Consider the following 26202-nt stretch of genomic DNA (forward strand, 5'->3'; position numbering starts at 1 on the left):
TACAGAGTAACCGAAAATATATCACTTGTCTAACGTCTTTCATTGGTGTTCATACTAATCTTGTATATAATAGGAACGTATCTATTTATGGACGGTGAAAAAAATGAAATATGATGTAATTGTAATTGGAGGCGGGCCATCAGGATTAATGGCGGCAATCGCAGCAGCAGAACAGAAAGCAAAAGTTTTACTTATTGATAAAGGTAATAAACTAGGTAGAAAGCTTGCCATCTCAGGTGGTGGGCGTTGTAACGTTACAAATCGACTTCCTGTTGACGAAATTATTAAACATATACCTGGGAACGGTCGCTTTCTTTATAGTGCTTTTTCTGAATTTAGTAATGAAGACATCATTGCTTTCTTTGAGAAAAAAGGAATTGAGCTAAAAGAGGAAGACCATGGAAGGATGTTTCCTGTAACCAATAGTGCACAAAGTGTAGTAAATGTGTTAATTGAAACAATTAAAGAACTAGGCGTAGAGATTCGAACAAACACTCCAGTTGAAACAGTTGAATATGAAGATGGAAAAGTAAAAGGTGTTATGTTAAAAACGAAAGAATTTATGGAGTCAACAAGCGTTGTAATTGCGGTAGGTGGTTCTTCTGTTCCACATACAGGCTCAACAGGTGATGGTTATCCATGGGCAAAAAAAGCTGGGCATACGATAACAGAAATTTTCCCAACGGAAGTTCCGATCACATCTTCAGAAGATTTTATTAAAAATAAGTCCTTACAAGGATTATCTTTACGAGATGTTGCATTGAGTATAGTAACGCCGAAAGGAAAAACAGTCATCACTCATCGCATGGATATGATCTTTACTCACTTTGGAATTTCCGGTCCTGCCGTATTAAGAAGTAGTCAATATGTAGTGAAGACGCAAAAAAAGTTTAATGTGAAAGAAGTTACCGTTAGCATTGATGCACTTCCTGACATTAATGAAGAACAAGTATTTCAACAGCTGAATAAAAAAATGAAGGACGAGCCTAAAAAGGCAGTTAAAAATATATTAAAAGGATTTGTTCCTGAACGATACTTACTGTTCTTACTAGAGCGTGTTGATTTAGATCCAAGTGCACTTGGTTCCACAGTATCACAAGAAAAGTTAAGAGATTTTGCGAAAGTTTGCAAAGGATTTCGCTTTTTAGTGAATGGAACTCTACCTTTAGAAAAAGCATTTGTAACGGGTGGAGGAGTTTCTGTGAAAGAAATTCACCCAAAAGAAATGGCTTCAAAACTGATGTATGGTCTCTATTTCTGTGGAGAAATATTAGATATTCACGGGTATACTGGTGGTTACAATATAACAGCAGCTCTCGTCACTGGACGGCTAGCGGGCTTAAATGCTGGTAAAACGGCGCTAAAGCAAAAATATCGCTAAAAGAACAAAAGCGGAGGCGCTTCGAACAGGCCCGTACAAACTGGACTGTTACGGTTGTGATAAAGGAAACGCTTTGGGAACTGCGTTAAGTCGATGTTGACTTTTCGTACTTCGGACAAGGGAAGTTTGATAGGGCCTAAGCGCCGAAGCTAGACGTAACAACCCATGACAGGAGTTATCCACAAATTTTTCAGAGTTATAATTTCCTTAACCAATAAAGAGCCTGAAAATTAGAATAACCAACTTTCAGGCTCGATATATAATCATTGCTGTATACCTATAATAATCATCATCATTTTCATCTACGAAACATTCTACTTGATACTTTATGTCTATCAAATCGTCTTCATCAACTTTTTTTAAAAAACGATTAACCTCTTTTTCTAAAACTTGTTCATGATCCTCATCAAACACCTTTACTTGAATCATAGAACCTCTCCCTTTGTCCTTCTTTTTACTATTTATAACTTAATATTCTGAAATTTATACCACTAATTCTAAACTTTTTTAAAACTTACATAAATGGTTACATTTTTTACTTTTATTTAGAAATAATGATTAAGAAGACAATAGGAAATAGGAGGTGAAGATATGTCGAATCCATTAGAAGCTATATTTAACATGATGAAAATTTCGTTTGATAATACAAACGAGCCTAAATCTCCGTTACATGTAATAGAAGTTGGAGATTGTTGGACCTATTTGACAATGGTAGAGGAGTTTATTAGGTACGAGGAAATTGGGCTAAACACGACCTCTGACGATGAGGTAAAGGAAACACTTATTGATGTAACGAGAATTTGTGAATCACAAATAAAAAGGCTTAGTAATTTTATGAAAAATGAAGGAATACCATTTCCAGACGTATCGTCAACTAAACCGAATTCTGACCCAACGGATGTACCTCTTGGCGTTAAACTAACAGATGATGAAATTACGAACGGGTTAGCATTTAAATTAGTAGCAAGCTCCCAGTTTTGTGCAAAAGGACAAGCTAATGCAATTCGAAATGATGTGGGAACAATGTGGATTGAATTTTTCTTTGAATGGGCAGTGTTTGGCGCAACACTAAAAACGTTAATGAGGAAACGTGGATGGCTAAAAGTCCCTCCATACTATTATCCTCCTGGCAGCCCTCAAAAGTAACCATGTTCTACTACAATAGCTCTTAATGTAAGTACTTAATTACTGACCTAATTAGTACTTACTATAAAGCAACAAAAAGCAGAGTTCATTCAAATAAGCGAATACTCTGCTTTCATTTTCTACTGTTATTTTACTTCGCCTTCCCAATCAAGCATTCCACCAACCATGTTGCGGACTTTATAGCCTTGGTCTTGTAAATATGCACATACATTTTCACTACGACGTCCAGAACGACAAATGAAAATATACTCTTTATCCTTTTCAAATTGCTCTAAACTTTCTGGAATGTCTCCCATTTTGATATGCTTCGCTTGAGGAATTATCCCCATTTCAACTTCTTCGTCTTCACGAACATCTACTAATAAAAGCTCTTCCCCTTTTTCTAGCTTTGCTTTTAATTCTTCAGCCGTAATTACTGGAATATCTGTCATTGTTAGTACCTCACTTTTCTTTTTAACTAAAAACAGTGTAATAAAAATAAAAATGTTTTGCAATGTATGGGCTTTAAATAGAAAAAGGAGTAGTTTTGTTTACATGCCTCTTTTCGAGTCAACTGCTGGACTAGCTTTTGCCAGCAAGGTCAACTTTTGTGCCAATTGAACACTCTTTTTGCGCCAACTGAACACTCTTTTGCGCCAACCGATTTCAAAATTAGCTGGTACTAAGCAATTTCTCTACATAAAAACAGAACAAGTGGGAAACAACGACTCGTTTTCCCACTTGCTTTAAAGACTTTTCTTTTTCTATATTATGCAGCTGCTGCCTGCGCTTTATCCAGCTTCAAGGGATCGCAACACGAGGGCACGAAGGTCAATTAAGCGACCTTCTATCAAACTTTTCCTTGTGCTTGTCACCGCTGAGCGAGCCATTCTGCTTTTTTAGTTCGCTACGATGTTCACTAATTTTCCAGGTACTGCAATTACTTTTCGAACAGTTTTCCCTTCAAGTTGAGTACTAATTATTTCATCTGAAAGTGCGATTTCCTCCATCGTTTCTCGAGAAGCGTCAGCTGGTACATTCAGTTTTGCTTTTAGCTTACCGTTAATTTGAACGACGATTTCTACTTCATCTTCAACTAACTTTGACTCATCGAAAGTTGGCCAAGCAGCATACGTAATCGTTCCTTCATTGCCTAGCTTTTCCCAAAGCTCTTCTGAAATATGAGGACATATCGGCGATAGAAGTTTAACGAAGCCTTCTACGTATTCTTTCGGAATACTATCTACTTTATATGCTTCGTTCATGAAAACCATCATTTGTGAAATAGCTGTATTGAAACGAAGTCCTTCAAAGTCTTCTGTCACTTTTTTCACTGTCGCATGGTATACCTTTTCTAACGAGTCTTCCTCTGTATGTTCAACAATTTTATGACTAAGCTTACCGTTATCATCAATAAATAGTCTCCATATACGATCAAGGAAACGGCGTGATCCGTCTAATCCATTTGTAGACCAAGCGATGGATGCGTCTAATGGTCCCATAAACATTTCATATAGACGTAGGGTATCTGCGCCATGACTTTCAATAATATCGTCAGGATTTACAACGTTTCCTTTTGATTTACTCATTTTCTCGTTATTTTCTCCTAAGATCATTCCTTGGTTGAATAACTTTTGGAACGGCTCTTTCGTTGGAACTACACCGATATCGTATAAAAACTTGTGCCAGAAACGAGCATATAGTAAGTGAAGTACTGCGTGCTCTGCTCCTCCAATATAAATATCGACAGGTAACCAATGCTTTAGTTTTTCCGGATCTGCTAATTGTTCATTGTTGTTCGGATCAATATATCGTAAATAGTACCAGCAGCTTCCGCCCCATTGAGGCATTGTGTTCGTTTCACGACGGCCTTTTTTACCTGTAACTGGATCAACAACATTCACCCAATCTTCAATAGCTGCTAGTGGAGATTCCCCCGTACCAGAAGGACGAATTTCCGTCGTTTTCGGTAGTACTAGCGGTAATTCTTCCACAGGAACAGCTGTCATTGTACCATCTTCCCAATGAATAATTGGAATCGGCTCACCCCAATAACGTTGACGACTAAATAACCAATCACGCAGGCGGTAGGAAACTTTCTTTTCCCCTTTACCGTTTGCTTCTAACCATTCAATCATGTTAGAAATCGCTTCTTCTTTCCCTAATCCATTTAAGAAATCAGAATTCACATGATCTCCATCACCAGTATAAGCCTCTTTCGTTACGTCTCCACCTGCAACTACTTCGATTATTGGAAGCTCAAATTTTGTTGCAAATTCGTAATCACGCTCATCGTGGGCTGGTACTGCCATAATCGCACCTGTACCATATGAAATTAAAACATAGTCAGCAATCCAAATCGGTAGTTTCTCTCCGTTTGCTGGGTTTACTGCATATGCTCCCGTGAATACACCTGATTTTTCTTTAGAAAGTTCAGTGCGCTCTAAATCGCTTTTGCTTTGGACACTTTTGATATAAGCTTCTACTGCTTCTTTTTGCTCAGATGTTGTAATTTTTTCAACTAAAGAGTGCTCTGGAGCTAATACAGCATACGTTGCACCGAATAGTGTATCCGGTCTAGTTGTAAATACTGTAAACTGTTCATCGTAACCATCAATAGAAAAATGAACGTTCGCTCCTTCTGAACGACCAATCCAGTTACGTTGCATATCTTTTAAACTTTCTGGCCAGTCTAGTTCTTCTAAATCTTCTAATAGACGGTCAGCGTATTCCGTAATTCTTAAAATCCATTGTCTCATTGGACGACGCTCTACCGGGTGACCGCCACGCTCAGATTTCCCATCAATTACTTCCTCGTTTGCAAGAACTGTACCTAATGCTGGACACCAGTTAACAGGTACTTCATCTACGTAAGCTAATCCTTTTTCATATAGCTTAAGGAAAATCCATTGTGTCCATTTGTAAAAGTTTGGATCTGTTGTATTAACTTCGCGATCCCAATCGTAAGAGAAACCTAGCTCTTTAATTTGTCTTCTAAACGTATTAATATTTTGCTCCGTAAATTCAGCAGGGTCGTTACCGGTATCAAGTGCATACTGCTCTGCTGGTAAACCGAACGCATCCCACCCCATTGGATGTAGAACGTTGTAACCTTGCATGCGCTTCATACGAGAAAGAATATCTGTTGCTGTATATCCTTCTGGATGGCCTACGTGTAATCCAGCTCCTGATGGATATGGAAACATGTCTAATGCGTAAAACTTTTCTTTTGAATAATCTTCTGTTGTTTTAAACGTTTTATTTTCTTCCCAATAATGCTGCCACTTTTTTTCTATGTCTTGATGTTGAAATGACATTTTACATTCCTCCTATTAGTGAACTTATCGGTGTGTTTGCGGCCGTAAAAAATCTTAAGAGTTTTACGGACGGTTACACCGGGATAAAAAAAATAAAAAACCTCTCATCCCTAAAAGGGACGAGAGGTATTATGTATATACACTTCCCGCGGTACCACCCACATTAACATAGAATGTATCTATGCTCGCTCAAATCCTTAACGCGGACGATACGGCAAAGCATTACTTCCTGTAAGTAGGTTTCACACTTGCTACTCCAAGGCGAGTTCATGAACGCTCGTTGTTGACTTCCACCATCCGTCAACTCTCTATGCTCGTTTTCGTCCACTACTATTCCTTTTCAACGTAATATTTAAAGTTTGAGTTTAATTTGTATTGTATAGAATATTACATAAAACTGCAACACTTTCTTCGACAATTAATTAAATTGCCTAAAAATATAGTTCCCACTTATGGCTGCCTTTATCCCTTTTCTGGATAAATTGCGTATATTCTTTGTTCTGCACCAAATCTAGTAACCGTTTTTTCGTGATTCATTCCTAACTTTTCTAGCAAATAGCATGATGCTTCATTTGCAGTTTGTGTTTCCGCTACTAGTCTAGGAAGCTTTAAATTTTCGAAGGCAAAGGTAATCATTTCTTTTACTACTTCACAGGCATAACCTTTTCCCCATTGTCGAGGTGATAGTAGGTATGAAACTTCTGTATCTATTCCATTATGATGCCGATCAAGTGTTATTAATCCAATAAATTGCTCCGTCTTTTTCTCTTTAACTACCCACGTATGTGTAGCTTTTTGTACCATGCATGGAAATATGCGATCGAATTTCTCTTCTTTAATAGCTCCACCTAAATATTTTCTAACTTTATTATTCGTATAAAGTGACTTAACATCATAATAATCATCTAAAGTAATCAAAGTAAAATAGCACCGTTTTGTCTCCACTAGTCTTTCTCCCCATATAATTAAAGAAATAAATAGCGGTGGCTCATAAAGAACCACCACCCATCTTCATTGTACCGTATAACCACCATCAATAACAGCCGCTTGACCTGTAATCCCTTTAGCTGCATCACTACATAGGAACATGGCATAATCCGCAATTTCCTGAACAGTAAGTAATCTTCTTTGAGGAACTAACGGATAAATGACTTCCTCTAGTACTTTCTCTAGTTCTACATTTCTAGTTGTCGCTAAATCTTTTAATTGATTCCGAACTAAAGGCGTATCAACATACCCTGGACATAATGCATTAACAGTTATCCCATGCGCAGCTCCTTCTAGTGCAGCAACTTTTGTCAAACCAATAACTCCATGTTTTGCACTATTATAGGCTGCTTTACCCGCAAATCCTACTAATCCATTTATAGAAGCCATATTAATAATTCTACCAAACTGTTGTTTTTTCATTGTAGGAAATACATGTTTAATTGCCATAAATGGTGCAATTAACATTACTTTCGTTAATAACTCAAACTTTTCTGTTGGGAATTCTTCAAGCATAGCCACATGCTGTAATCCTGCATTATTAATAAATATATCAATTCTCCCAAATTGTTGAACAGTGCCCTCAATAACTTGAATAATTTCTTCTTCTTTCGTAACATCACAACGAAAGCTAGTTGTAATTAATCCTTTTTCATTTAATGATTCACTAGCTTCTCTTACACGCTGTTCATTCATATCTGTTAAAACTACCTTTGCTCCATTTTCCGCAAAGTGTTTACCGATTTCAAATCCTATTCCTTGTGCGCCTCCTGTTATTACGACAACTTTATTTTCTACCACTAGATGCACCTCTTTCTTAAATCCCTAAACCTAACGAGAATAATACAATTGCCATCGCTAATCCAATTAATGGTACGATTACAGTTACTGCGGCGACTGGCCCATATGCTGCTTGGTGTGTCTCCCCACAAATAGCACGGACCGTTGTAACGACGTATCCGTTATGTGGTAAAGAATCAAGAGCCCCCGAAGAAATCGCAACAGTTCTGTGAAGTGCTTCTGCATTTACACCCATATCTAAATAATGTGGAGCTAAAATCGGTAATGCAATTGCTTGCCCACCCGAAGCAGAACCAGTCATACCGGCAATTACGCTTACTGCGATGGCTCCACCAATTAACGGACTACCAGGTATACTAGTCATTGCATTAACAGCCACTTCAAAGGCAGGAACTTTTTGAGCTACCCCACCAAATCCAACAACAGCTGCAGTATTACCAATTGCGATTAATGCTCCCATCGTTCCAGCAGAAACTGCATCCCAAAACGACTTAAAATATTTTCTTCCAAGTATATAAGTAGAAACTACTCCACCAGTTAACGCAATAATAAGTGCTGATTGCTTTAAGTCATCATGGAATATAAATGAAATTATTAATACTACACCTAACGGAATCATACTAACAAACGGGTTTGGCAGTGCTCTCTCTTTATCCATCACAGGATCACTTTCACGTGATTCAAATTTCTCCCCGCGAGAAATTGCCTTTGTTATCATTCGTTTTAACCACCAGTAACCGAAAATCATCATAAATACAGCAACAATTAAACTAACTTCCCATCCTGCATATGGGCTTGTGTTTAAATGTTCAATCGGAATCCAGTTTTGAATTTCTGGAGAACCAGCCGATGTCATCGTAAACGTAACCGAACCAAACGCTAACGCTGCTGGTATAAATCTTCTTGGTAAATTTGCTTGTTTAAATAGACTAATAGCCATCGGGTAAACGGAAAACGCAACAACGAATAAACTTACTCCTCCGTACGTTAAAATAGCACATGCAGCAACAATCGCTAATACCGCATATTTCATCCCTAATTTTTCAACCACAAATTTGGATACACTATCTGCTGCTCCACTATCTTCCATTACTTTTCCGAAAATCGCACCTAATAAGAACATTAAGTACCATGACGTTACAAACCCTGAAAATCCACCCATGTAACTTCCAACAAAGTTCGCTTCCCCTTCTCCTGCCAACTGTGGAAACAGTGGCATACCACTGGTTAGAGCTACTACTAATGCTGAAATAGGACCAACTACTAACAGGTTCATTCCTCGCATCGTTAAAATAATTAGTAGTGCCAAACCTCCAATCAAACCAATCATACTTAACATTCCAAATCCCCCTTTGTGTTAACGCTTTCAAAACTATTCATTTCTATATATGCAAAATGCGTGCCAACTTTAAGAAGGTTCATTTGTTCATAAAATTGACACTTTTACGTTTTTATTTTTCCGAATATTTGGACTAACCTATCTGACTAACTTATGAAAAGCACGGCTAATCTCATTATTAAAAACAGTCCAGAAATCTGGAACTCTTTCCATAATTCTGGACTTACACCGTGATCTTATATTTTTTTATTTTTTCATACAAACTAGATTTACTAATCCCTAACTGTTTAGCAGCCAACAATTTATCTCCATCATTTTTTTCTATCGCACCGATAATTACTTGTTTTTCTGTTTCTTCTAACGTTTCCTTTAACGTTTTCACTCCTAAATTTATTGTAAAGGAGTCTTTAAAATAATCCGGCAGAGATTGTATTAATAACGTTTCCCCTACCGAAAAGTGAACGGCTGCTTGTATTACATTTTCTAACTCACGAATATTTCCTGGCCAAGGAGATTTAGAGAAAATTTGTAAAACTTCAGGAGAAATATTTCTTACTCTTTTTCCCGTTCTTTTACTAATTTTCCTCAAAAAATGATTAGCTAAAATCGGTAAGTCTTCTTTTCTATCACGTAATGATGGGATATAAAAAGGGATAACATGAATTCGATAATATAGATCTTCTCGAAATCTTTTTTCTTCTATCATTTTTTCTAACGGCCGATTCGTTGCTGCAATAATTCTAACATCCACTTTTATTGGCCTACTCGCCCCGATAGGCTCCACTTCCCCTTCTTGTAGAGCTCTAAGCAACTTTATTTGCATAGGCAACGACATATCACCTATCTCATCAAGAAATAAAGTACCACCATCAGCTAATTGAAACTTTCCTTTTTTACCACCTTTTTTAGCACCAGTAAAAGCCCCATCTTCATAACCAAACAGTTCTGATTCTAACAAGTGTTCTGGAATAGCTGCACAATTCACTTTAATAAATGGCATACTGCTGCGGTTACTTAACTGATGAATACTGTGGGCAAATAGCTCTTTTCCTGTTCCGCTTTCACCTCTAATTAATACAGACACATCACTAGGGGCAATTTGTTTAACCTTATTCTTTAAAGATACGATGACTTCCGAATCCCCAATGATATCTTCTAACGAATACTTCACACCTGTTTGTGATTCATATTCCTGTAGATAATTTTGAATTCTTGACATCATACTCTTTACGTGACTATTCATCTTATCCCATTCACTCGTATCTCGAAAAAGGATTGTTCCAAAAGCTCCTATTACTTTTCCTTGCTTGTTAAAGATTGGGATTCTATTTGCAATCATGTAATTGCCTCTTATGTATTGAAGGTCAGCAAGTTCTTCTTTACCAGACTGCACAACAAGATGCATACGGGTATTTTCTATTACTTCCGTTACATGTTTTCCAATAGCTACGTCATTTTCAACCTCTACAAAGTTACTATAACTTTCATTCATATAAACGATATATCCTTTTTCATCTACTACGACGATTCCTTCAAACGCATTTGCAATAATCGTATCTATCATTTCATCCGTTAAGCGAGTACCGCGCACTTTCATATCAATGTCTCACCTCTCCTTTCGCTAATATATCATAATCTTCAGTCTTTTATAATAATAAAAAGTGTTAATTTCGGTTTATTGTAAAAGAAAGCAACCGGTTCAAAGCGGTTGCCATTTTAACTATTTCTCTATCTATTACCGTACTTGAAGGCTTGTTATATATTCCAAAATGAATTTTTCATGCGATCGATCAAAATGCAATACGAAACTATCCTCTGAATCTACAAATTTTTTCGGTATTCGGAACATATAGTAAGCTGTTACTGTCTCGGAAGGCTCAACATCTGAATAGGAAAACTCACTATCATTATTAGTTAAATGATCTACCATCGGGTAATAATTGTGGACATCATCTACGACAAGTTCGACAAATAAAGGGCTATTAGTCTGGATATTTAATGGGTTTTTCGAAATATTTGTGACCTCCGCTTCCACAATTAAGTAAGTAAACAATTCATTATCAATCAAATATGTTGCAAAATCATCCTCACTATTCGGTGGCTTTATTGCATCAGTAAAGAAATAATCCTTATATTCAAATTTCATTTCTCCTTCTACTTCAACTACACCATCTTCTACAAAATTAATTTCTCTTTGATGGGAAACAAACTCCACATCATCAGATGAAGTTTCCATCGTTCCTGTTTCATCACCATCAAAAACGATATTAATTACACCAAAAACAACAAAAACAATTCCGAGTAAGCTAATAAACTTTACAATTGTAGGCATAGAACGCTTATTTTTATCCTTATGTTCTATAGGCTCTTCACCAAGTAGTTTTAATAGTTTTCGATATAATAGCTCTGCTCTATCACTAGTTAACCGATCAATGTCAAATATCTCACCATCCTCAGTTAACATAAAAAGAATATTAAGACTTGGGTCATCAGGATTCGTTTGCCTATCAAGACAGCACAGGCGATCGTATTCTTCATAGAGACAAAAAAAGTCTTTCATACTCCTTGTTCTCGCAATAAAAACAATCCTTTTATCTGTAAATACAAATACTCCATCCGTTTCTCTCGAAGTACCAAAAAAGGCCAAGTCTATTCTTTCATCCATTGCAATAATATCTACTAAACATTCCAACTCTAATTCTGATAAACTAACATAACCTTTTGATACTAACAATACATCATTTTTTAAATTATTTTTGTTTATCATTTTTACTCCCTTCACCTGTATGTAAATAGTTATAAATCCATTAATTTTCCAATTATACAAATTATATTATACGTCTTTTTTTATAAACATGACGAAAAAAATTAAAAAAGTGTATCTATTAAGACACACTTTTCGTTAATTTTGTAGTACCTTGTTCTCTTTGTTTAATTTTCCGATCGTATATTGTTGTTGTAAATATACCAATAAACATTAATATTATTAGGATCATAAACAGCATATTCATTCCATAAAAGTCAACGAGTAAGCCACCAAATAAAGGACCAATCATTCTGCCACCAGTTGCAATACTATTGACAATACCTTGATAAAAACCTTCTCTCCCTTTAGGAGCAAGCTCATTTGCTACTGTTGGGATAGCTGGCCAAACAAACATTTCTCCTATTGTAAGTATAATCATTGCTGCAACGAATGCCATGTACTGCTCTGCTACTCCAACTACCGCAAAGGATACCATAAAAATGATTAAACCGACGTTTATTTGCATTTTTAACGTTTTTGTAAACCTATTAACAATATAAGATATGATTGGTTGAGCAAAAACGATTAGCGCCCCATTTATTGTCCATAGGAGACTGTATTGTTTTAAAGAAATTCCTAACCCTTGCGTATGGGTCGAAATGGTAGTTTGCCACTGCACGTAACCTACCCAACATAAGAAGTATCCAACACTTACCGTTAATAGCGCATATAGCTTCGTATAATCTTTTATTTTAGTTGTTTGATTTAATAAAGTCGTTTGTTTGGATGGATTTGCGACAATCCCTTTATATCCCCATATAGCAATAGCTAAAAATATTACATACGTAACTGTATTTGCTAAAAATATATAGTCAAAACGATAATCTGCAACTAATCCGCCAAGTGCCGCACCGATAGCAACCCCGACATTTTGGGATACGTACATTGCATTGAATGGTTTACGCCCCCCCTCTTTCCAAACCGAACCGGCCATCGCGTACATAGAAGGAAAGACAATCCCTGAACCAAAACCGATAATTGTTAGAAAGATAATATAGTAAGTCCATGAATGATTGAACGTCATTCCAATTAAGGCTACAATCGTTATCCCTATCCCTAATAATATCGACTTATAGCCACCAATTTTGTCGAACAAATAACCCCCTGTTAAATTACCGATAACACTTGCACCTGCATTTAACATAAGAACAAGTCCAGCAACAGAGAGTGACTTACCTAGAATATCATGTATATATATAGTATTTAATGGCCATAAAAAGGAGCTTCCTGTTACATTTATAGCCATTCCTAATACGAGTAACCAAAGGGCTTTTGGCATTTTTAGCATGAAGTTTTTGCCCTCCTTTTTTCTCCCTTATTTCGAAATACTAAATAATTGTAATAGCAAAACGTATTCGTGGCAAGAAAGAAATTTTGACACTGTTTTTATGCGGGATTGTTCATAAAAGTGTAGATATATTAGAACTGACTTTAAAGTGTTTTTTGAATGGTTTGGATTAGTATAAAACATTGAATTTTTTGGCCAAAACTAAAAATAGAGAGGGGAATCCCCTCTCTTAATGTCCATTATGATGATCAGAACGAACAGGTTGAGCCTTTTTACTATTCTTTTCTTTCACGTCTTTTACAACATTGTAGTCAGCTGCTGCCTCTACTTTATTGTTCACACCGTTTTTTGTCTTTTGTTCGGGATTGTTTTGCTTGGAACGTTTTTTCATTGGGAAAACACTCCTTTAATGGTCTAATAATGTCATTTGATTTTGAAGTTGCTGTAACTGCAGTCTCATTCGATTTAATTGCTCTCTTTGTTGTGCATTACAACTTAATGATAAGTGCATCAGGCCATTATATGTTTGTTCTAACATTTCTTGTGCCTTCGTAAATTCTGTGTCATTATAATGCTCTTGTTGTTCCGCGTTACTATATTGGTCTTCTGCATAACGTATAGCATCTTCGCATTGTTGAATGAACTGTTCTACTGAATCTCTCGTTGCCACTTTCCATCACCTCACCTAATTTCATTACGTTTATTTTGTTCATTTTTTTCCTAAACATTCAAATAGCGTGGAACTGGTGAAACATGCTACAATGACTTGATGAAACCCAATAGAAGGAGTTGTGACGGATGAAAGTAAATAATCCGTTTCCATATTCAAATGAAGATAAACGGTACCATACATGGAATTATCACTTACGAAACCATTTCGGACATAAAGTATTTAAAGTAGCGTTAGATGGAGGCTTTGATTGTCCAAATCGGGATGGCACCGTTGCACATGGTGGTTGTACTTTTTGTAGTGTTGCAGGTTCTGGTGATTTTGCTGGAAATCGAGCAGATGACCTAATTACTCAATTTAATGAAATTAAAAATAAAATGCATCAAAAATGGAAAGACGGAAAGTATATGGCCTACTTCCAAGCTTTTACGAACACACACGCACCTGTCGAAGAGCTCCGAGAAAAATTCGAAGCTGTATTAGAACTTGAAGGGGTTGTTGGCCTTTCTATTGCAACACGTCCGGATTGCCTTCCAGACGATGTTGTCGAATATTTAGCGGAATTAAATAAAAGGACCTATTTATGGGTTGAACTAGGGTTACAAACGGTACACGAACGGACAGCTCTTTTCATTAATCGAGCACATGATTTCAAATGTTATGTGGAAGGGGTAGAAAAATTACGTAAACACGGAATACGGGTTTGTTCTCATATTATTAACGGGCTACCACTTGAAGATTATGACATGATGATGGAAACAGCAAAAGCTGTGGCCAAGCTTGATGTACAAGGGATTAAAATTCATTTACTTCACCTACTCAAAGGAACTCCTATGGTAAAGCAATATGAAAAAGGAATGTTGCAATTCCTTTCACAAGAAGATTACGTAAACCTTGTCGTTGATCAACTGGAGATTATTCCTCCTGAGATGATTGTGCATCGAATAACAGGTGATGGCCCTATTGAACTGATGGTAGGACCTATGTGGAGTGTTAATAAATGGTCCGTATTAAATAATATCGATGCAGAACTAAAAAGACGCAATAGCTATCAAGGTAAATACTATAAGCGAAAAGAAGTGGTCCAATGAAATTAGAACGTGTATTACCTTATAGTAAAAAGTTATTAACATTAGCTCTAAGCCAAGGTGATATTGCTATAGACGCAACAGTAGGTAATGGACATGATACATTATTTCTCGCTCGATTAGTCGGTGACAGCGGGCACGTTTATGGCTTTGATATACAAAAAGAAGCGCTAACTAATACATCCACCCTATTACAAAAAGAGGATGTAACGAACGTAACACTTATTCATGATAGTCATGCCAATGTATCACAACACTTAGAAGCATCACTGCATCACAAAATAAAAGCTGCTATATTTAATTTAGGCTATTTACCTGGTGGAGATAAAACAATTACAACAACGCCTGATAGTACGGTAAACGCTATTAATAGGCTCTTGAAAATTATGCCTTCAGAAGGTTTAATTATTTTAGTTGTTTATCATGGACATCCTGAAGGAGCAGTAGAACGAGACGCACTTCTTGAATACGTGAGTACAATTGAACAAAAGCAAGCTAATGTTCTACAATATCGGTTCCTAAATCAAGTGAATGCTCCTCCCTTCATTATAGCTATTGAAAAAAAATAATAATAAAAATTCTCAACACCTCATAGTTAATCAATTGAGGTGTTTTTTTATTCCTAGTCAATAACTAATTATGAACAAATCAAGAAAAATAATTGACATTTTTGTGAACAAAATAATATTATTATAATATGGGGGGTCGAAAATGATGAATGTAAACAAAGGGATGTTTAATGCCGTACAATATTTTGGGGGCACGGTCATAATTATAGGTATTATTACTTTTATTTTCGGCGCATTTGCAAGCGGTTCCAGTTTATTAACACCGATTGGTATAGGAACAGTTATGGGTGGTATATTTATTTTTCTTATGGGAATGTTTTTTATTATAACGGAAGAAGTTTTAGAAAAAACAACGAAAAAATTAAACCCACAAAAATAACATGACAACATATAAAAAGAGCAGAAGCGAATATTCGCTCCTGCTCTTTCTTTTTAAACATAACCCCAAACCATTGTAAGCATTGTACCTAAAATAGTAACAATTGCAATAATGATCCCATATAACACGTTTGTATAAATGGATGCTTTATCGTTTGATTCACCAGCGTGCATAAACAGTATTAACTGTAGACCAGCTTGAATGAAAGCTGTTACTAAAAGAATAGTCATCCCTACAGCAAAAGACATATCAAACAGTAAGACAGCTAACGCTACTGCGGTCAAAACTAATGAAAAAATAAAGCCCATTACTTGCTTGAGAGGAAATAACTCTTTCATATCACATCATTCCTTTCAAGTAGACGAAGCTGAAGATGAAAATCCAGACTACGTCTAAGAAATGCCAATACAATGAAAAGATAAACGACTTATTAGCTGTTTTTGATGTCAAACCATGCTTTTTAACTTGAAGCATGATAAATAATCCCCATACTAACCCAAACGCCACGTGGGCTCCGTGCGTCCCTAAAGTCGTTAGTAGGATCGCTGTAAATGCACTAGTTTGCAGGCCCGCTCCTACATGTACATAATGGAAGAATTCATAAATCTCCACTCCTAGGAACGCTAAACCTAAAACTAATGTAATTCCGAAGAAAGCTAGCATCGCTTTTTGTCTACCAAGTCTCATTGCATGAATAGCAAGACCAATCGTAAAACTACTTGTTAATAATAAAATAGTTTCGATTAATACAGGTGTTATTTCAAATATTTCTGCACCCGATGGCCCATTGCCAGTGCGATCGACTAAAACGAAGTACGATGCAAATAGCGTTGCGAAAAGCATAATTTCCGCACCCAGAAAAATCCAAAAGCCTAATATTTTCAAACGATTTTCTTCCGTACTATATTCAAGAGGGAGTGAATGATCTATTTTCATATTTTTGTACCTCCCAATTTTTCTTCTGTTTCTTTTACTTCTTCTACAGATATATATCGGCCATCGTCTTTTTCAAATGACTGATAAGCCATACATGCAAAGATAGCTATTGTCGAAAGGATTAAAGGTATCCACATCGCAAATATGAACGAGAATCCCCAAATAAAGAAAATGCTAGCCATTATAAATGGAACGCCACTATTATTTGGCATGTGAATTTTTTCAATTTTACCTTTAAATAGCTCATGACCATGCTTTTTAGCATCCCATAATGCTTGACTTGATTTTACGTTTGGAACAATTGCAAAGTTGTACTCAGGTACTGGACTTGGTGTTGCCCACTCTAATGAACGTGCATTCCAAGGGTCTGAGCCGACATTTCTCGGTGCATAACGAATGCTGTAATAAATGTTATATACTATTAGAATAAATCCAATTGCTAGACCAATTGCCCCAACAAAAGAAATCATATTCCAAATTGTAAAGCCAGTTGATTCAGAATACGTGTACATTCTACGCGCTTGACCGTCTAAACCTGAAATAAACATCGGCATAAACGCCACAAGTGTACTTATAGCAATAATCCACGCGGAAATTTTTCCGATTTTTTCGTTAAGCATAAAGCCAAACATTTTCGGCCAATAAAACGTTAGCCCTGCTAACATCGCAAATACAACACCTGGAATAATTACTAAATGGAAGTGAGCTACTAAGAACATCGTATTATGATATTGATAGTCAGCTGCAGACATCCCTAGCATAACTCCAGTTACTCCACCAATTGTAAAAATCGGAATAAATAGTAATGAGTATAGCATTGGAGTAGTAACTTCGATTTTCCCTTTCCAAAGTGTAAGTAACCAGTTAAAGATTTTAACACCTGTTGGCACTGCGATTGCCATTGTTGTAATAGAGAAAATACTATTTACTAATGCTCCTTGCCCCATCGTATAGAAATGGTGTACCCAAACGGTAAACGACAATAGTGAGATGATAACCATCGACCAAACCATTGACTTATATCCGTAAAGGTTACGTCTAGCGAAAGTTGAAATAACTTCACTATATATACCGAAAGCTGGCAAGATTAAAATATAAACTTCAGGATGTCCCCAAACCCAGAACAGATTGGCCCAAAGCATATCCATCCCACCATTATCTGATGTAAAGAAATTTGTTGCAAACAAACGGTCCATCGTTCCCATCGCTAGTGCTACAGTTAAAACCGGGAAAGCAAATACGATGATAACGTTAGTAATTAGAGCAGACCATGTAAACATAGGCATTTTCATTAGTGTCATGCCTGGTGCACGCATTTTTAATATAGTTGCAATAAAGTTAATACCTGTCATTAGCGTACCTAATCCAGCAATCTGAAGAGCGATCATATAATAATTCGTACCGACAGATTTACTAAACTCGGTACCCGCTAATGGGAAATAAGAAGTCCATCCTGCATCAGGAGAGCCCCCGATGACGAATGATATATTAAATAACATTGCGCCCATAAAGAATAACCAAAAGCTAAGTGCATTCAGTCTTGGGAATGCTACATCTCTTGCTCCAATTTGTAGCGGTACAACGTAGTTCATTAATGCAATAATGAAAGGCATCGCCATGAACATAATCATAACAACTCCATGAGTTGTAAAGACTTCATTATAGTGTTGTGCATCTAGTACTGTGTTTTCTGGTACCGCTAGCTGTGCACGCATCATAATCGCGTCCACACCACCACGGAATAACATTAACAGAGCAGAAATAAGGTACATGATACCGATTCTTTTATGGTCAACAGTTGTAAGCCATTCTCTCCATAAGTAGCCCCATTTTTTAAAGTACGTCAACCCTGCTATTATCGCAATAACAGTAATACCTATCGCAACCATCGACGCATATATTGCGGGACTTGGATGAGGTATGGCAAATCTTTCAAAGAATTCCATACAATTTAACTCCTTTCAGGAAGTATAGAAGCTTGTTATCTATCAAGCTTGCAGTTTACTAATTAATGGTGATGATGTTCTTCATCTTTATCGTGATCATCATGATCGTTGTTTGTACTACTTGAACCGTGATTATGTCCACCATGTTCTCCTTCAGGAGGCGGTAAGAACGATAAGTGGGTTCCTGTAAAAGTCATTTGTCCAAGATGCCCATGTTCTAGAAGCTCAGTAAACTTCTCCTCCGTAAGAGGTTGAGCAGTATTCTTCACGTCTTCTATCCATTTATCAAACTCTGCTTGAGACATTGCTTTCACATTAAACGTATTTTCGGCAAACCCTTCACCGTTGAAATTGGCGTTTCTTCCCATATACTCACCAGGAACGTCTGCTGCTAAGTGCAACGTATTAACCATGTCAGCCATTCCATATTTTTGTCCACCTAATTGTGGAATCCAAAAACTTGATATCGTTCCAAATGAATATATTTTAAACTCAAGTGGACGGTCTGTTGGAATATATAAGTAGTTTAAAGTTTCTATATCCTCTTCTGGATAGCTAAAGTGCCATTTCCAGTTAGAAGAAGCTGCATAAATAACTAGTGGCTCCGCTTCATAACCTTCGGGTGGAGCCTCTACTTTATAGTTACTTTGAACAGAAACGACCGATAAGAACGCAACGATTACAATTGGAATACCAATAAAAATTGCCTCTACAAGCGGGCTTCCTTCAATATGTGGTGGCTCATAATCGTCACCTTGTTTTGAAGCACGATATTTCACAAGCATATAAATTAACATTCCGAATACTACGAGGACAATAAATAACATAATTCCAGCTGAAAGTATGATATCTCTTGCCTGAACGGCTGCTTGTGGACCTTTCGGGTCTAGTACTATCATTTGCTCACAACCTGTTAACACAGTTGCAATAGTAAGAACAAAAAATAAAATAGCCCATTTAAATCTCATATTAGGACCTCCATTTCAATAAAGTGAAACTTCAATCATTGGGGGACCCAATGATTGTTAGTTGAACCAATTGGGGTGTTACCAACCGTTACTTCCACACTTACTTCCTTGACTTTACTTACTATTGGTGGAAGTTTACGGATGGTTACACCGGGATAAAGTGAAACTTCAATCATTGGGGGACCCAATGATTGTTAGTTGAACCAATCGGGGTGTTACCAACCGTTACTTCCACACTTACTTCCTTGACATTGCTTACTAATGGTGGAAGTTTACGGATGGTTACACCGGGATAAAGTGAAACTTCAATCATTGGGGGACCCAATGATTGTTAGTTGAACCAATCGGGGTGTTACCAACCGTTACTTCCACACTTACTTCCTTGACATTGCTTACTAATGGTGGAAGTTTACGGATGGTTACACCGGGATAAAGTGAAACTTCAATCATTGGGGGACCCAATGATTGTTAGTTGAACCAATCGGGGTGTTACCAACCGTTACTTCCACACTTACTTCCTTGACTTTACTTACAGATGGGGATGTTTTTACGGTTGGTTGAATTATTATACCGTTATAGAGTTACTACTCATTAATACATGTTATTCTTTGAGACTGCTAGAAAACAATAGTTTGTGAAACATGACACAAAATAGTCAATAATTCTTTGACTAAAATGCCACAATTCGTTCAAAAATTTAAGCTCTTTTTCTAGACGAGGAAATTTTTAGTCGAAATAAAGCGCTTATAACTACATTTTATAAATATATTAGAATAATATTTCTAAGATTGTTTTTCTAAGAAAAAGAAACTTGTACTCCCAGAAACATAAATATCGTTTCGTATAGTATGTTTAAATACTATTAATATTTATGGAGGTCTAATTATGAAGATGGCCAAGTTGGATATAGATGAACTGCTAGATGCAACATCTGAAATGACCAAAATAGATACTAAAAATGTGATAAAACTTATTGAAATAGATCATTTATTAGAAACTACTAAAGAGTGGTAGTTTGTGTTTTAACATCTACTATTTTAAAAATGAAAAAAAGCTTTAAGAGGATTTTTTCCTCTTAAAGCTTTTTTCTTCTTATTATTTAGGAAGACTTCCTCCATTTTTGTATCGTCCGATATGCTCGTCCATTTACATAGAAGAAGAAGGCTGTTCCTCCGCTAGAGCGGATAATTTTTTTCGCCAACGTAGATACTTCCTTACGTTCAGCTACTTTACGATCCGACAAATACACACCAAGCAACCCTCGATTTATTAATCGATGAAATTTTTCGTTTGGTAGTCCTGCAGTAAACTCATCTGCCTTTTCTAAAAAGTGCTGGAGTCGTTCCAAAAGTTTTGTCTCATCTGGGTAGTAAAAACAAAAATTCAAATCTCCACCAAGTTGGTCCTCTTCTTGATCAATAAAATAATCTAATAAAATATGTAGCCCTTGAATATACGGAAAATAACCTTTCACAATTCGCTTGCCATGCTCTAATTGAAATGATTGATGGAAAGAAGAAGAAACTAAGCAGAAAATTCCTAAAGTGGAACCTGAGCAAGCAGAAAATTCATACCACTCCATTTCAGGCAGTGTACTTTTATTTTCAGTAAACCACTTTTGCAATCTTGGGACTCTTTCTTCTTCCGCTACATGTTTATGCACTTGTAAATCACAATAGTAGTTCGCTAACTGTAATAGCTCTTGCCGAATACTGGCATAATGTTTATTTTCCTTTAACACCGATTGACAAGCAAGAACGAGATCAGCTAAGTAACCCCCATCCTCTTGATCCTCTCTATAGGCATAATAATTTTTTATCGGTGCGCCTACTGTTAGTGCATCAGGCATTGCATCATGTAAAGCTCGAAAATCGATAGGATCTAGTGATGTACTTCTGTCACACAAATTATCTAAGTAATCACTAATCGTTTGGTAGGCTACAATAAATTTAATACACTTTTCTAGTTCATCTTCTGATAATAATGAAAGAATTGCCCCACCTTCGCAATGAAACGTCTTTGTTTCAATACTAGCTAATGCTTGCGTCCGTAATTCATCATTAGGGATTTTTTCTGCTCTCGCTTTCCAATAACTTAATTCACGGTAGACAATTGGGAATACATCTCTATAAACTCGCTTCATTAGACTAATTGGATGGGTAGGAATCTTCAAGATTAATCACTTCCTTCCAAGTTCAATTGTAAAAATGCAAGGATATGGCGATACACTTGTTTTCTTTCTGGTTCATTAAAGAGCTCATGATATAAACCGTTAAATTCACGATAACTTTTATTTATACTCGCTAAACGATCGAACCATTGAATAGTAGATTCTTTTTCCACCACTTGATCGTCACCCGCTTGCAACACTAAAAGTGGTAATTCGTAAGGAAAATAATCTTGTTCATTAAAAGCTAATTTCATTGCGTTCGTTACTTCTCGATACCAATGAACGGAGATTTTGGCACTATATTTCGCGTCCTCTCTCCCAATAAGATACATCTCTTCATTTCTTGTAACATCTTCTATACTTAATCCTGTCGAGATTAGTAACGAAGGCTTAATTTTATCTAATCCCTTCGCAAACAATTCTATCCCTTTGCTAGGTTTTTTAGAAAGTTCGAGGCTTGGGGATGATAATATAACACCTTGAATTAATAAATCCTGTCTTTTTTGTAACGTTCTAATAACAGCAAGCCCGCCAATGCTATGGCCATATACAAATACTGGCGGTTCTAATAAATATGCTTGCTTTACCCATTTATCCACTTCATTTATATATTCCTCAAAGCTTTCTATATGACCTTTCCTTCTAGTCGATAACCCTTGACCAGGAAGATCACCCATTATGACATGAAAACCAGAACGGTTGAAAAATTTAATAAGTAATTCATATCGTCCGTGATAATCTAAAGCACTATGTACAATTACAATTGTACCTTTTTTGTTATCAGCAGTTGTTAACCATTGTCTCACATTCTCAACTCCCACATGTAAATATGTAAGTTTCTTTGTTATGATAAAAGAAAAAGCATATTGGGGGTAACCAACATGTATAAACTTTATCCTTACAAAGATAAGAAACCAAATATTGATTCTACCACATATATTGCTGATTTCGCAGTAATTACTGGTGACGTTACAATTGGCCAACAGTGTAGTATATGGTTTCACACTGTAATACGCGGTGATGTCGCTCCAACTATTATTGGAAACCGAGTAAATATTCAAGATCAGTCTCTTCTTCACCAAAGTCCAAATCGTCCGTTAGTTATAGAGGATGACGTTACAATCGGCCATCAATGCACATTACATAGCTCGATTATTCGAAAAGACGCACTAATAGGCATGAATTCCATTATTTTAGATGGTGCTGAAATAGGAGAAGGAGCTTTTATAGGGGCAGGTAGCTTAGTACCTCCCGGCAAAGTAATTCCTCCTAATACGCTAGCGTTCGGAAGACCAGCAAAAGTAATTCGAGATTTAAATGACGAAGATCGTAAAGATATGGCACGTATTAGAAGAGAATATGTGGAAAAAGGCCAATATTACAAATCCATCCAATCATAATTATTTTCTACTATTATCTATTATTACTATTTTGTTATGAATCGTAATTAAATTCAAATTATACGCTAATGATACAATCTTTCGCTTTGTATTAATGATTTTGTTGCCAGTCGCTTTAACATGACCATGAATGTATTCATACATGGTCATTTTTTGGTTGAAAAAAGCTTTAACATTCTTTTTACAACATGTTAGTATTTCCTAAATATTCCTCTATTAAAATGATTATAAAAGAAATGAAAAGGGGTTATAAGATGGCTAAGCTTTTCACTCACATTTATACATTCGAATGCTTCCTTTTTAAGTATATTAACCAATTTTACAAGAGAAAGCTATTAAACACATTTTTTCATGGGGTTACACATTTAGGTGGAGCATCTTTTACTATTTCAATTTCACTACTTTTCATTATTTTTTCTTCTCATTCACTGCATACTACTGCAATAGCAAGTGCAGTTGCTCTTACTATTAGCCATATTCCAGTTGCTCTATTAAAAAAATTATTACCTAGGAAACGTCCCTATTTAGTAATTGAACATATTAACGTTACTCAAAATCCTTTAAAAGATCATTCTTTTCCATCTGGTCATACGACAGCAATCTTTTCCATTGTAGTTCCTTTTATTATTTTTTATCCTACATTATCAATTTTATTACTGCCTGTCGCTTGTGCTGTCGGTCTTTCTAGAATTTATTTAGGACTGCACTATCCATCAGATGTTATTGTCGGTTGTTTACTAGGCTGTACAGCGGGATATGTTTCTCATGCTTTTATACACACCTATTTTATCTAATTTGGAGGGAATACAATGAAAATCGCTATTTTCACTGATACTTTTTTTCCTGAAGTTAATGGGGTTGCGAAGACTTTAAAACGCTATACAGATTATTTAACAAAGGAACAAATTGAATTCCGTGTTTTTGCACCGGAAAGTACCGAAAAAGAATTTTTCTCTACACATGTTCATCGTTTTACTAGTTTTCCATTTTTCCTATATCCAGAATGTCGACTCGCCTTACCTAAAACATCACAAGTAAAAGAAGAGCTTATTCGATTTAAGCCTGACATTATACACGTTGCTACTCCCTTTAATATGGGGTTATGTGGATTGCATTATGCGAAAAAACTAAACATCCCCATTGTCGGTTCGTATCATACAGATTTCGATAAATATTTAGAGTATTATGACCTTCAATTGTTTTCTAAACTTCTTTGGAAATACATGGGATGGTTTCATCGGCCGTTAGAAAAAATATTTGTTCCTTCTATACAAACCGAAGAACATTTAACAAAAAAAGGTTTTACAAGGTTAGCTATTTGGTCACGAGGTGTAGATAGTACCGTTTTTCATCCATTATTTAATGAACAGGAAGTGAGGGGGAAATATAATATTAAAGAAAAATATATCCTCTTATATGTAGGTAGACTTGCACCGGAAAAAGATGTTTTACTCTTACCTGAAATTGCTGAAAACCTACCTCCAGAAATCAAGCAAAACTCGCACTGGTTAGTAGTTGGCGATGGCCCACTTAAAGAAGAATTAAAGAAACTTGCACCAAAAAACATGACTTTTACAGGTTTTTTAAAAGGAGAAGAGTTGGCAGCAGTATATGCTAGCGCTAACGTTTTTGTATTTCCGTCTACAACAGAAACGTTCGGTAATGTAGTGTTAGAAGCATTAGCCTGTGGCACCCCAACGATTGCGGCAAATGCAGGTGGAGTACGTTCGATTGTCAAAGAAGGAGTAACAGGGTTTTTATGTGTTGAAAAAGATACGAATGAGTTTGTAGAAAAAATTACTTATTTTTTAAAAAATGAGGCTGTTATGTATAATATGAGTCAAAAAGCAAGACAATACGCATTAACACAGTCCTGGGATTCTATTTTCGATAATTTAGTAATGGAATACGAAGAAGTGTTAAAAAGTATTGCTCTTCAACATTTAGCTTAATTTTTTAAGAGGTGAGTAGTAATATGTCAACTTGGAATAAACAAGCTAGTAGAAATAATAATCTACCTCCTAACATGAATATTAAAAGCGAGTCTATAATAAATAAAAAGATTCAAAATAATATTCAAGAGCAAAATGGAATGGAACCGAATGAACAAGAGGAATTATTAAATAACCCACAGTCTGAAAGCTAAAGAAAAGGGTGTTCTAAATACTCGCCCCCAATTAATTACAATGGCGGCTGGCTATTTAGTACACCCTTTTAAATTATTAGCCTAAGTCTACGTTATGATAAACTTGTTGAACATCTTCTAAATCTTCTAACGCATCAATCATTTTCTCAAACTGTGCTAATGAATCTTCCGATAAGGTTACTTCCGTTTGAGGTAACATTGTTAATTCCGCTACTTTAAATTCTGTAACCCCTGCATTTTTAAACGCCTCTTGAACAGCATGAAATTGGTCTGGCTCTGCATAAACGATGACCGTATCTTCTTCCTCTAATATATCACGTGCATCAAGATCTGCTTCCATTAATAACTCTAATACCTCGTCAGCAGACTTCCCTTCTACACCAATAACCGCAGTCGAATCGAACATGTAAGCGACAGAACCACTTACACCCATGTTACCACCATTTTTACCAAAAGCAGCACGAACTTCCGAAGCTGTTCTATTCACATTGTTCGTTAATGCATCTACTATAACCATTGAACCATTCGGACCAAATCCTTCGTAACGAAGTTTATCGTAAGTTTCTTCTCCGCCACCTTTTGCTTTTTCAATGGCACGGTCAATAATTGCTCTCGGAACATTATATGTTTTTGCCTTTTCTAAAACAAAGCGTAATGCTTGATTTAGTTCTGGGTCAGGCTCTCCCTGTTTTGCTACTACATAAATTTCACGACCGAATTTCGCATATATTCGGCTCGTATTTGCATCTTTTGCAGCCTTTTTTTCTTTAATGTTGTTCCATTTACGGCCCATCAAAAACACTCACTTTCAACATAAGTCTATAAGCAGAAGTTTTATAGCAAATATATTATAACGCTATAGGCTATGATTTGTTAAGTGTTAGAA

At 36.2% G+C, this 26202-nt stretch carries 28 protein-coding genes and 1 other annotated feature; of the genes, 10 read left to right on the forward strand and 18 right to left on the reverse strand.

What is annotated here, in order from left to right; genetic code table 11:
* The first annotated feature begins 103 nt into the window (after nucleotides 1–103).
* Nucleotides 104–1381 (forward strand): BaiN/RdsA family NAD(P)/FAD-dependent oxidoreductase, encoded by a 1278-nt coding sequence (locus tag BC6307_RS17375; protein WP_066419013.1) that lies wholly within the window; start codon nucleotides 104–106, stop codon nucleotides 1379–1381.
* 246 nt (nucleotides 1382–1627) lie between these two features.
* On the opposite strand, the gene BC6307_RS17380 is transcribed toward BC6307_RS17375, so the two are convergent.
* Nucleotides 1628–1810 carry a sporulation protein Cse60 gene (locus BC6307_RS17380; RefSeq protein WP_066419016.1) on the reverse strand — a complete coding sequence of 61 codons (183 nt, stop codon included), beginning with the start codon at nucleotides 1808–1810 and terminating at the stop codon, nucleotides 1628–1630.
* A gap of 162 nt (nucleotides 1811–1972) precedes the next feature.
* On the opposite strand from BC6307_RS17380, the gene BC6307_RS17385 reads away from it, so the two are divergent.
* Complete coding sequence (locus BC6307_RS17385; protein ID WP_066419019.1) at nucleotides 1973–2527, forward strand: DUF3231 family protein; 555 nt, start codon at nucleotides 1973–1975, stop codon at nucleotides 2525–2527.
* A 125-nt stretch (nucleotides 2528–2652) separates the two neighbouring features.
* Here the strand turns inward: BC6307_RS17385 and BC6307_RS17390 are convergent, their stop codons facing one another.
* The 10 genes from BC6307_RS17390 to BC6307_RS17435 all read right to left on the reverse strand — a co-directional run bounded on the left by BC6307_RS17390 (nucleotide 2653) and on the right by BC6307_RS17435 (nucleotide 13714).
* Nucleotides 2653–2958, reverse strand: coding sequence for a rhodanese-like domain-containing protein (locus tag BC6307_RS17390; protein ID WP_066419022.1), 306 nt, complete (start codon nucleotides 2956–2958; stop codon nucleotides 2653–2655).
* Nucleotides 2959–3405: 447 nt separating this feature from the next.
* On the reverse strand, nucleotides 3406–5823 hold the full coding sequence (gene leuS, locus BC6307_RS17395) for a leucine--tRNA ligase (RefSeq protein WP_066419025.1): 2418 nt from the start codon (nucleotides 5821–5823) through the stop codon (nucleotides 3406–3408).
* A 112-nt stretch (nucleotides 5824–5935) separates the two neighbouring features.
* Nucleotides 5936–6176, reverse strand: a binding site (T-box leader).
* A gap of 109 nt (nucleotides 6177–6285) precedes the next feature.
* Nucleotides 6286–6768 carry a GNAT family N-acetyltransferase gene (locus BC6307_RS17400; RefSeq protein ID WP_235858225.1) on the reverse strand — a complete coding sequence of 161 codons (483 nt, stop codon included), beginning with the start codon at nucleotides 6766–6768 and terminating at the stop codon, nucleotides 6286–6288.
* A 66-nt stretch (nucleotides 6769–6834) separates the two neighbouring features.
* Entirely contained in the window at nucleotides 6835–7611 is a 777-nt protein-coding gene (locus BC6307_RS17405) for a 3-hydroxybutyrate dehydrogenase (protein WP_066419028.1), read from the reverse strand.
* 16 nt (nucleotides 7612–7627) lie between these two features.
* The gene (locus BC6307_RS17410) at nucleotides 7628–8950 is read right to left on the reverse strand and encodes a GntP family permease (RefSeq protein WP_066419030.1); all 1323 of its coding nucleotides are present in this window, start codon (nucleotides 8948–8950) and stop codon (nucleotides 7628–7630) included.
* Between the two features lie 223 nt (nucleotides 8951–9173).
* On the reverse strand, nucleotides 9174–10547 hold the full coding sequence (locus BC6307_RS17415; RefSeq protein WP_066419032.1) for a sigma-54 interaction domain-containing protein: 1374 nt from the start codon (nucleotides 10545–10547) through the stop codon (nucleotides 9174–9176).
* A gap of 138 nt (nucleotides 10548–10685) precedes the next feature.
* Nucleotides 10686–11717 carry a hypothetical protein gene (locus BC6307_RS17420; protein WP_066419034.1) on the reverse strand — a complete coding sequence of 344 codons (1032 nt, stop codon included), beginning with the start codon at nucleotides 11715–11717 and terminating at the stop codon, nucleotides 10686–10688.
* A 118-nt stretch (nucleotides 11718–11835) separates the two neighbouring features.
* The gene (locus tag BC6307_RS17425) at nucleotides 11836–13035 is read right to left on the reverse strand and encodes an MDR family MFS transporter (RefSeq protein WP_066419069.1); all 1200 of its coding nucleotides are present in this window, start codon (nucleotides 13033–13035) and stop codon (nucleotides 11836–11838) included.
* Between the two features lie 238 nt (nucleotides 13036–13273).
* A complete protein-coding gene (locus BC6307_RS17430; protein WP_066419036.1) occupies nucleotides 13274–13435 on the reverse strand; it encodes a glycogen biosynthesis protein GlgD in 162 nt (53 codons plus the stop codon).
* 15 nt (nucleotides 13436–13450) lie between these two features.
* Nucleotides 13451–13714, reverse strand: coding sequence for a YtzC family protein (locus BC6307_RS17435; RefSeq protein ID WP_066419039.1), 264 nt, complete (start codon nucleotides 13712–13714; stop codon nucleotides 13451–13453).
* Between the two features lie 128 nt (nucleotides 13715–13842).
* On the opposite strand from BC6307_RS17435, the gene mnmL reads away from it, so the two are divergent.
* The 3 genes from mnmL (at nucleotide 13843) to BC6307_RS17450 (ending at nucleotide 15750) form a co-directional block, all read left to right on the forward strand.
* Complete coding sequence (gene mnmL, locus BC6307_RS17440) at nucleotides 13843–14805, forward strand: tRNA modification radical SAM protein MnmL/YtqA (RefSeq protein WP_066419041.1); 963 nt, start codon at nucleotides 13843–13845, stop codon at nucleotides 14803–14805.
* Nucleotides 14802–15371: a tRNA 5-(aminomethyl)-2-thiouridylate-methyltransferase MnmM gene (mnmM, locus tag BC6307_RS17445; protein WP_066419044.1), complete on the forward strand. Its 570-nt coding sequence runs from the start codon at nucleotides 14802–14804 to the stop codon at nucleotides 15369–15371. Before mnmL ends, mnmM begins: the two co-directional genes overlap by 4 nt.
* A 142-nt stretch (nucleotides 15372–15513) precedes the next feature.
* Nucleotides 15514–15750, forward strand: a complete 237-nt coding sequence (locus BC6307_RS17450) for a hypothetical protein (protein WP_328225855.1) — start codon at nucleotides 15514–15516, stop codon at nucleotides 15748–15750.
* Nucleotides 15751–15803: 53 nt separating this feature from the next.
* Here the strand turns inward: BC6307_RS17450 and qoxD are convergent, their stop codons facing one another.
* The 4 genes from qoxD to qoxA all read right to left on the reverse strand — a co-directional run bounded on the left by qoxD (nucleotide 15804) and on the right by qoxA (nucleotide 19600).
* Nucleotides 15804–16088, reverse strand: a complete 285-nt coding sequence (qoxD, locus tag BC6307_RS17455) for a cytochrome aa3 quinol oxidase subunit IV (protein ID WP_066419047.1) — start codon at nucleotides 16086–16088, stop codon at nucleotides 15804–15806.
* 1 nt (nucleotide 16089) lies between these two features.
* Nucleotides 16090–16686 (reverse strand): cytochrome aa3 quinol oxidase subunit III, encoded by a 597-nt coding sequence (qoxC, locus tag BC6307_RS17460; protein ID WP_066419051.1) that lies wholly within the window; start codon nucleotides 16684–16686, stop codon nucleotides 16090–16092.
* Complete coding sequence (qoxB, locus tag BC6307_RS17465; protein ID WP_066419054.1) at nucleotides 16683–18632, reverse strand: cytochrome aa3 quinol oxidase subunit I; 1950 nt, start codon at nucleotides 18630–18632, stop codon at nucleotides 16683–16685. Before qoxB ends, qoxC begins: the two co-directional genes overlap by 4 nt.
* 62 nt (nucleotides 18633–18694) lie before the next feature.
* Complete coding sequence (gene qoxA, locus BC6307_RS17470; protein WP_066419056.1) at nucleotides 18695–19600, reverse strand: cytochrome aa3 quinol oxidase subunit II; 906 nt, start codon at nucleotides 19598–19600, stop codon at nucleotides 18695–18697.
* Nucleotides 19601–20485: 885 nt separating this feature from the next.
* Between qoxA and BC6307_RS25570 the strand changes: the two genes are divergently transcribed.
* Nucleotides 20486–20614: a hypothetical protein gene (locus BC6307_RS25570; protein ID WP_268874271.1), complete on the forward strand. Its 129-nt coding sequence runs from the start codon at nucleotides 20486–20488 to the stop codon at nucleotides 20612–20614.
* A gap of 85 nt (nucleotides 20615–20699) precedes the next feature.
* On the opposite strand, the gene BC6307_RS17475 is transcribed toward BC6307_RS25570, so the two are convergent.
* A complete protein-coding gene (locus BC6307_RS17475) occupies nucleotides 20700–21773 on the reverse strand; it encodes a tetraprenyl-beta-curcumene synthase family protein (RefSeq protein WP_066415523.1) in 1074 nt (357 codons plus the stop codon).
* Between the two features lie 2 nt (nucleotides 21774–21775).
* Complete coding sequence (locus tag BC6307_RS17480; RefSeq protein WP_066415525.1) at nucleotides 21776–22576, reverse strand: alpha/beta fold hydrolase; 801 nt, start codon at nucleotides 22574–22576, stop codon at nucleotides 21776–21778.
* 75 nt (nucleotides 22577–22651) lie between these two features.
* On the opposite strand from BC6307_RS17480, the gene BC6307_RS17485 reads away from it, so the two are divergent.
* The 4 genes from BC6307_RS17485 to BC6307_RS25120 all read left to right on the forward strand — a co-directional run bounded on the left by BC6307_RS17485 (nucleotide 22652) and on the right by BC6307_RS25120 (nucleotide 25316).
* On the forward strand, nucleotides 22652–23170 hold the full coding sequence (locus tag BC6307_RS17485; protein WP_066415530.1) for a gamma carbonic anhydrase: 519 nt from the start codon (nucleotides 22652–22654) through the stop codon (nucleotides 23168–23170).
* 254 nt (nucleotides 23171–23424) lie between these two features.
* The gene (locus tag BC6307_RS17490; protein WP_066415536.1) at nucleotides 23425–23964 is read left to right on the forward strand and encodes a phosphatase PAP2 family protein; all 540 of its coding nucleotides are present in this window, start codon (nucleotides 23425–23427) and stop codon (nucleotides 23962–23964) included.
* 15 nt (nucleotides 23965–23979) lie between these two features.
* Complete coding sequence (locus BC6307_RS17495; RefSeq protein ID WP_066415539.1) at nucleotides 23980–25122, forward strand: glycosyltransferase family 4 protein; 1143 nt, start codon at nucleotides 23980–23982, stop codon at nucleotides 25120–25122.
* A gap of 23 nt (nucleotides 25123–25145) precedes the next feature.
* Nucleotides 25146–25316, forward strand: a complete 171-nt coding sequence (locus BC6307_RS25120; protein ID WP_169714890.1) for a hypothetical protein — start codon at nucleotides 25146–25148, stop codon at nucleotides 25314–25316.
* A gap of 76 nt (nucleotides 25317–25392) precedes the next feature.
* Here BC6307_RS25120 and BC6307_RS17500 read toward each other — a convergent pair whose 3' ends face one another.
* Complete coding sequence (locus BC6307_RS17500) at nucleotides 25393–26109, reverse strand: YebC/PmpR family DNA-binding transcriptional regulator (RefSeq protein ID WP_066415543.1); 717 nt, start codon at nucleotides 26107–26109, stop codon at nucleotides 25393–25395.
* Nucleotides 26110–26202 lie beyond the last annotated feature (93 nt).

The sequence above is a fragment of the Sutcliffiella cohnii genome, assembly GCF_002250055.1.
Taxonomy (GTDB): Bacteria; Bacillota; Bacilli; order Bacillales; family Bacillaceae_I; genus Sutcliffiella; species Sutcliffiella cohnii.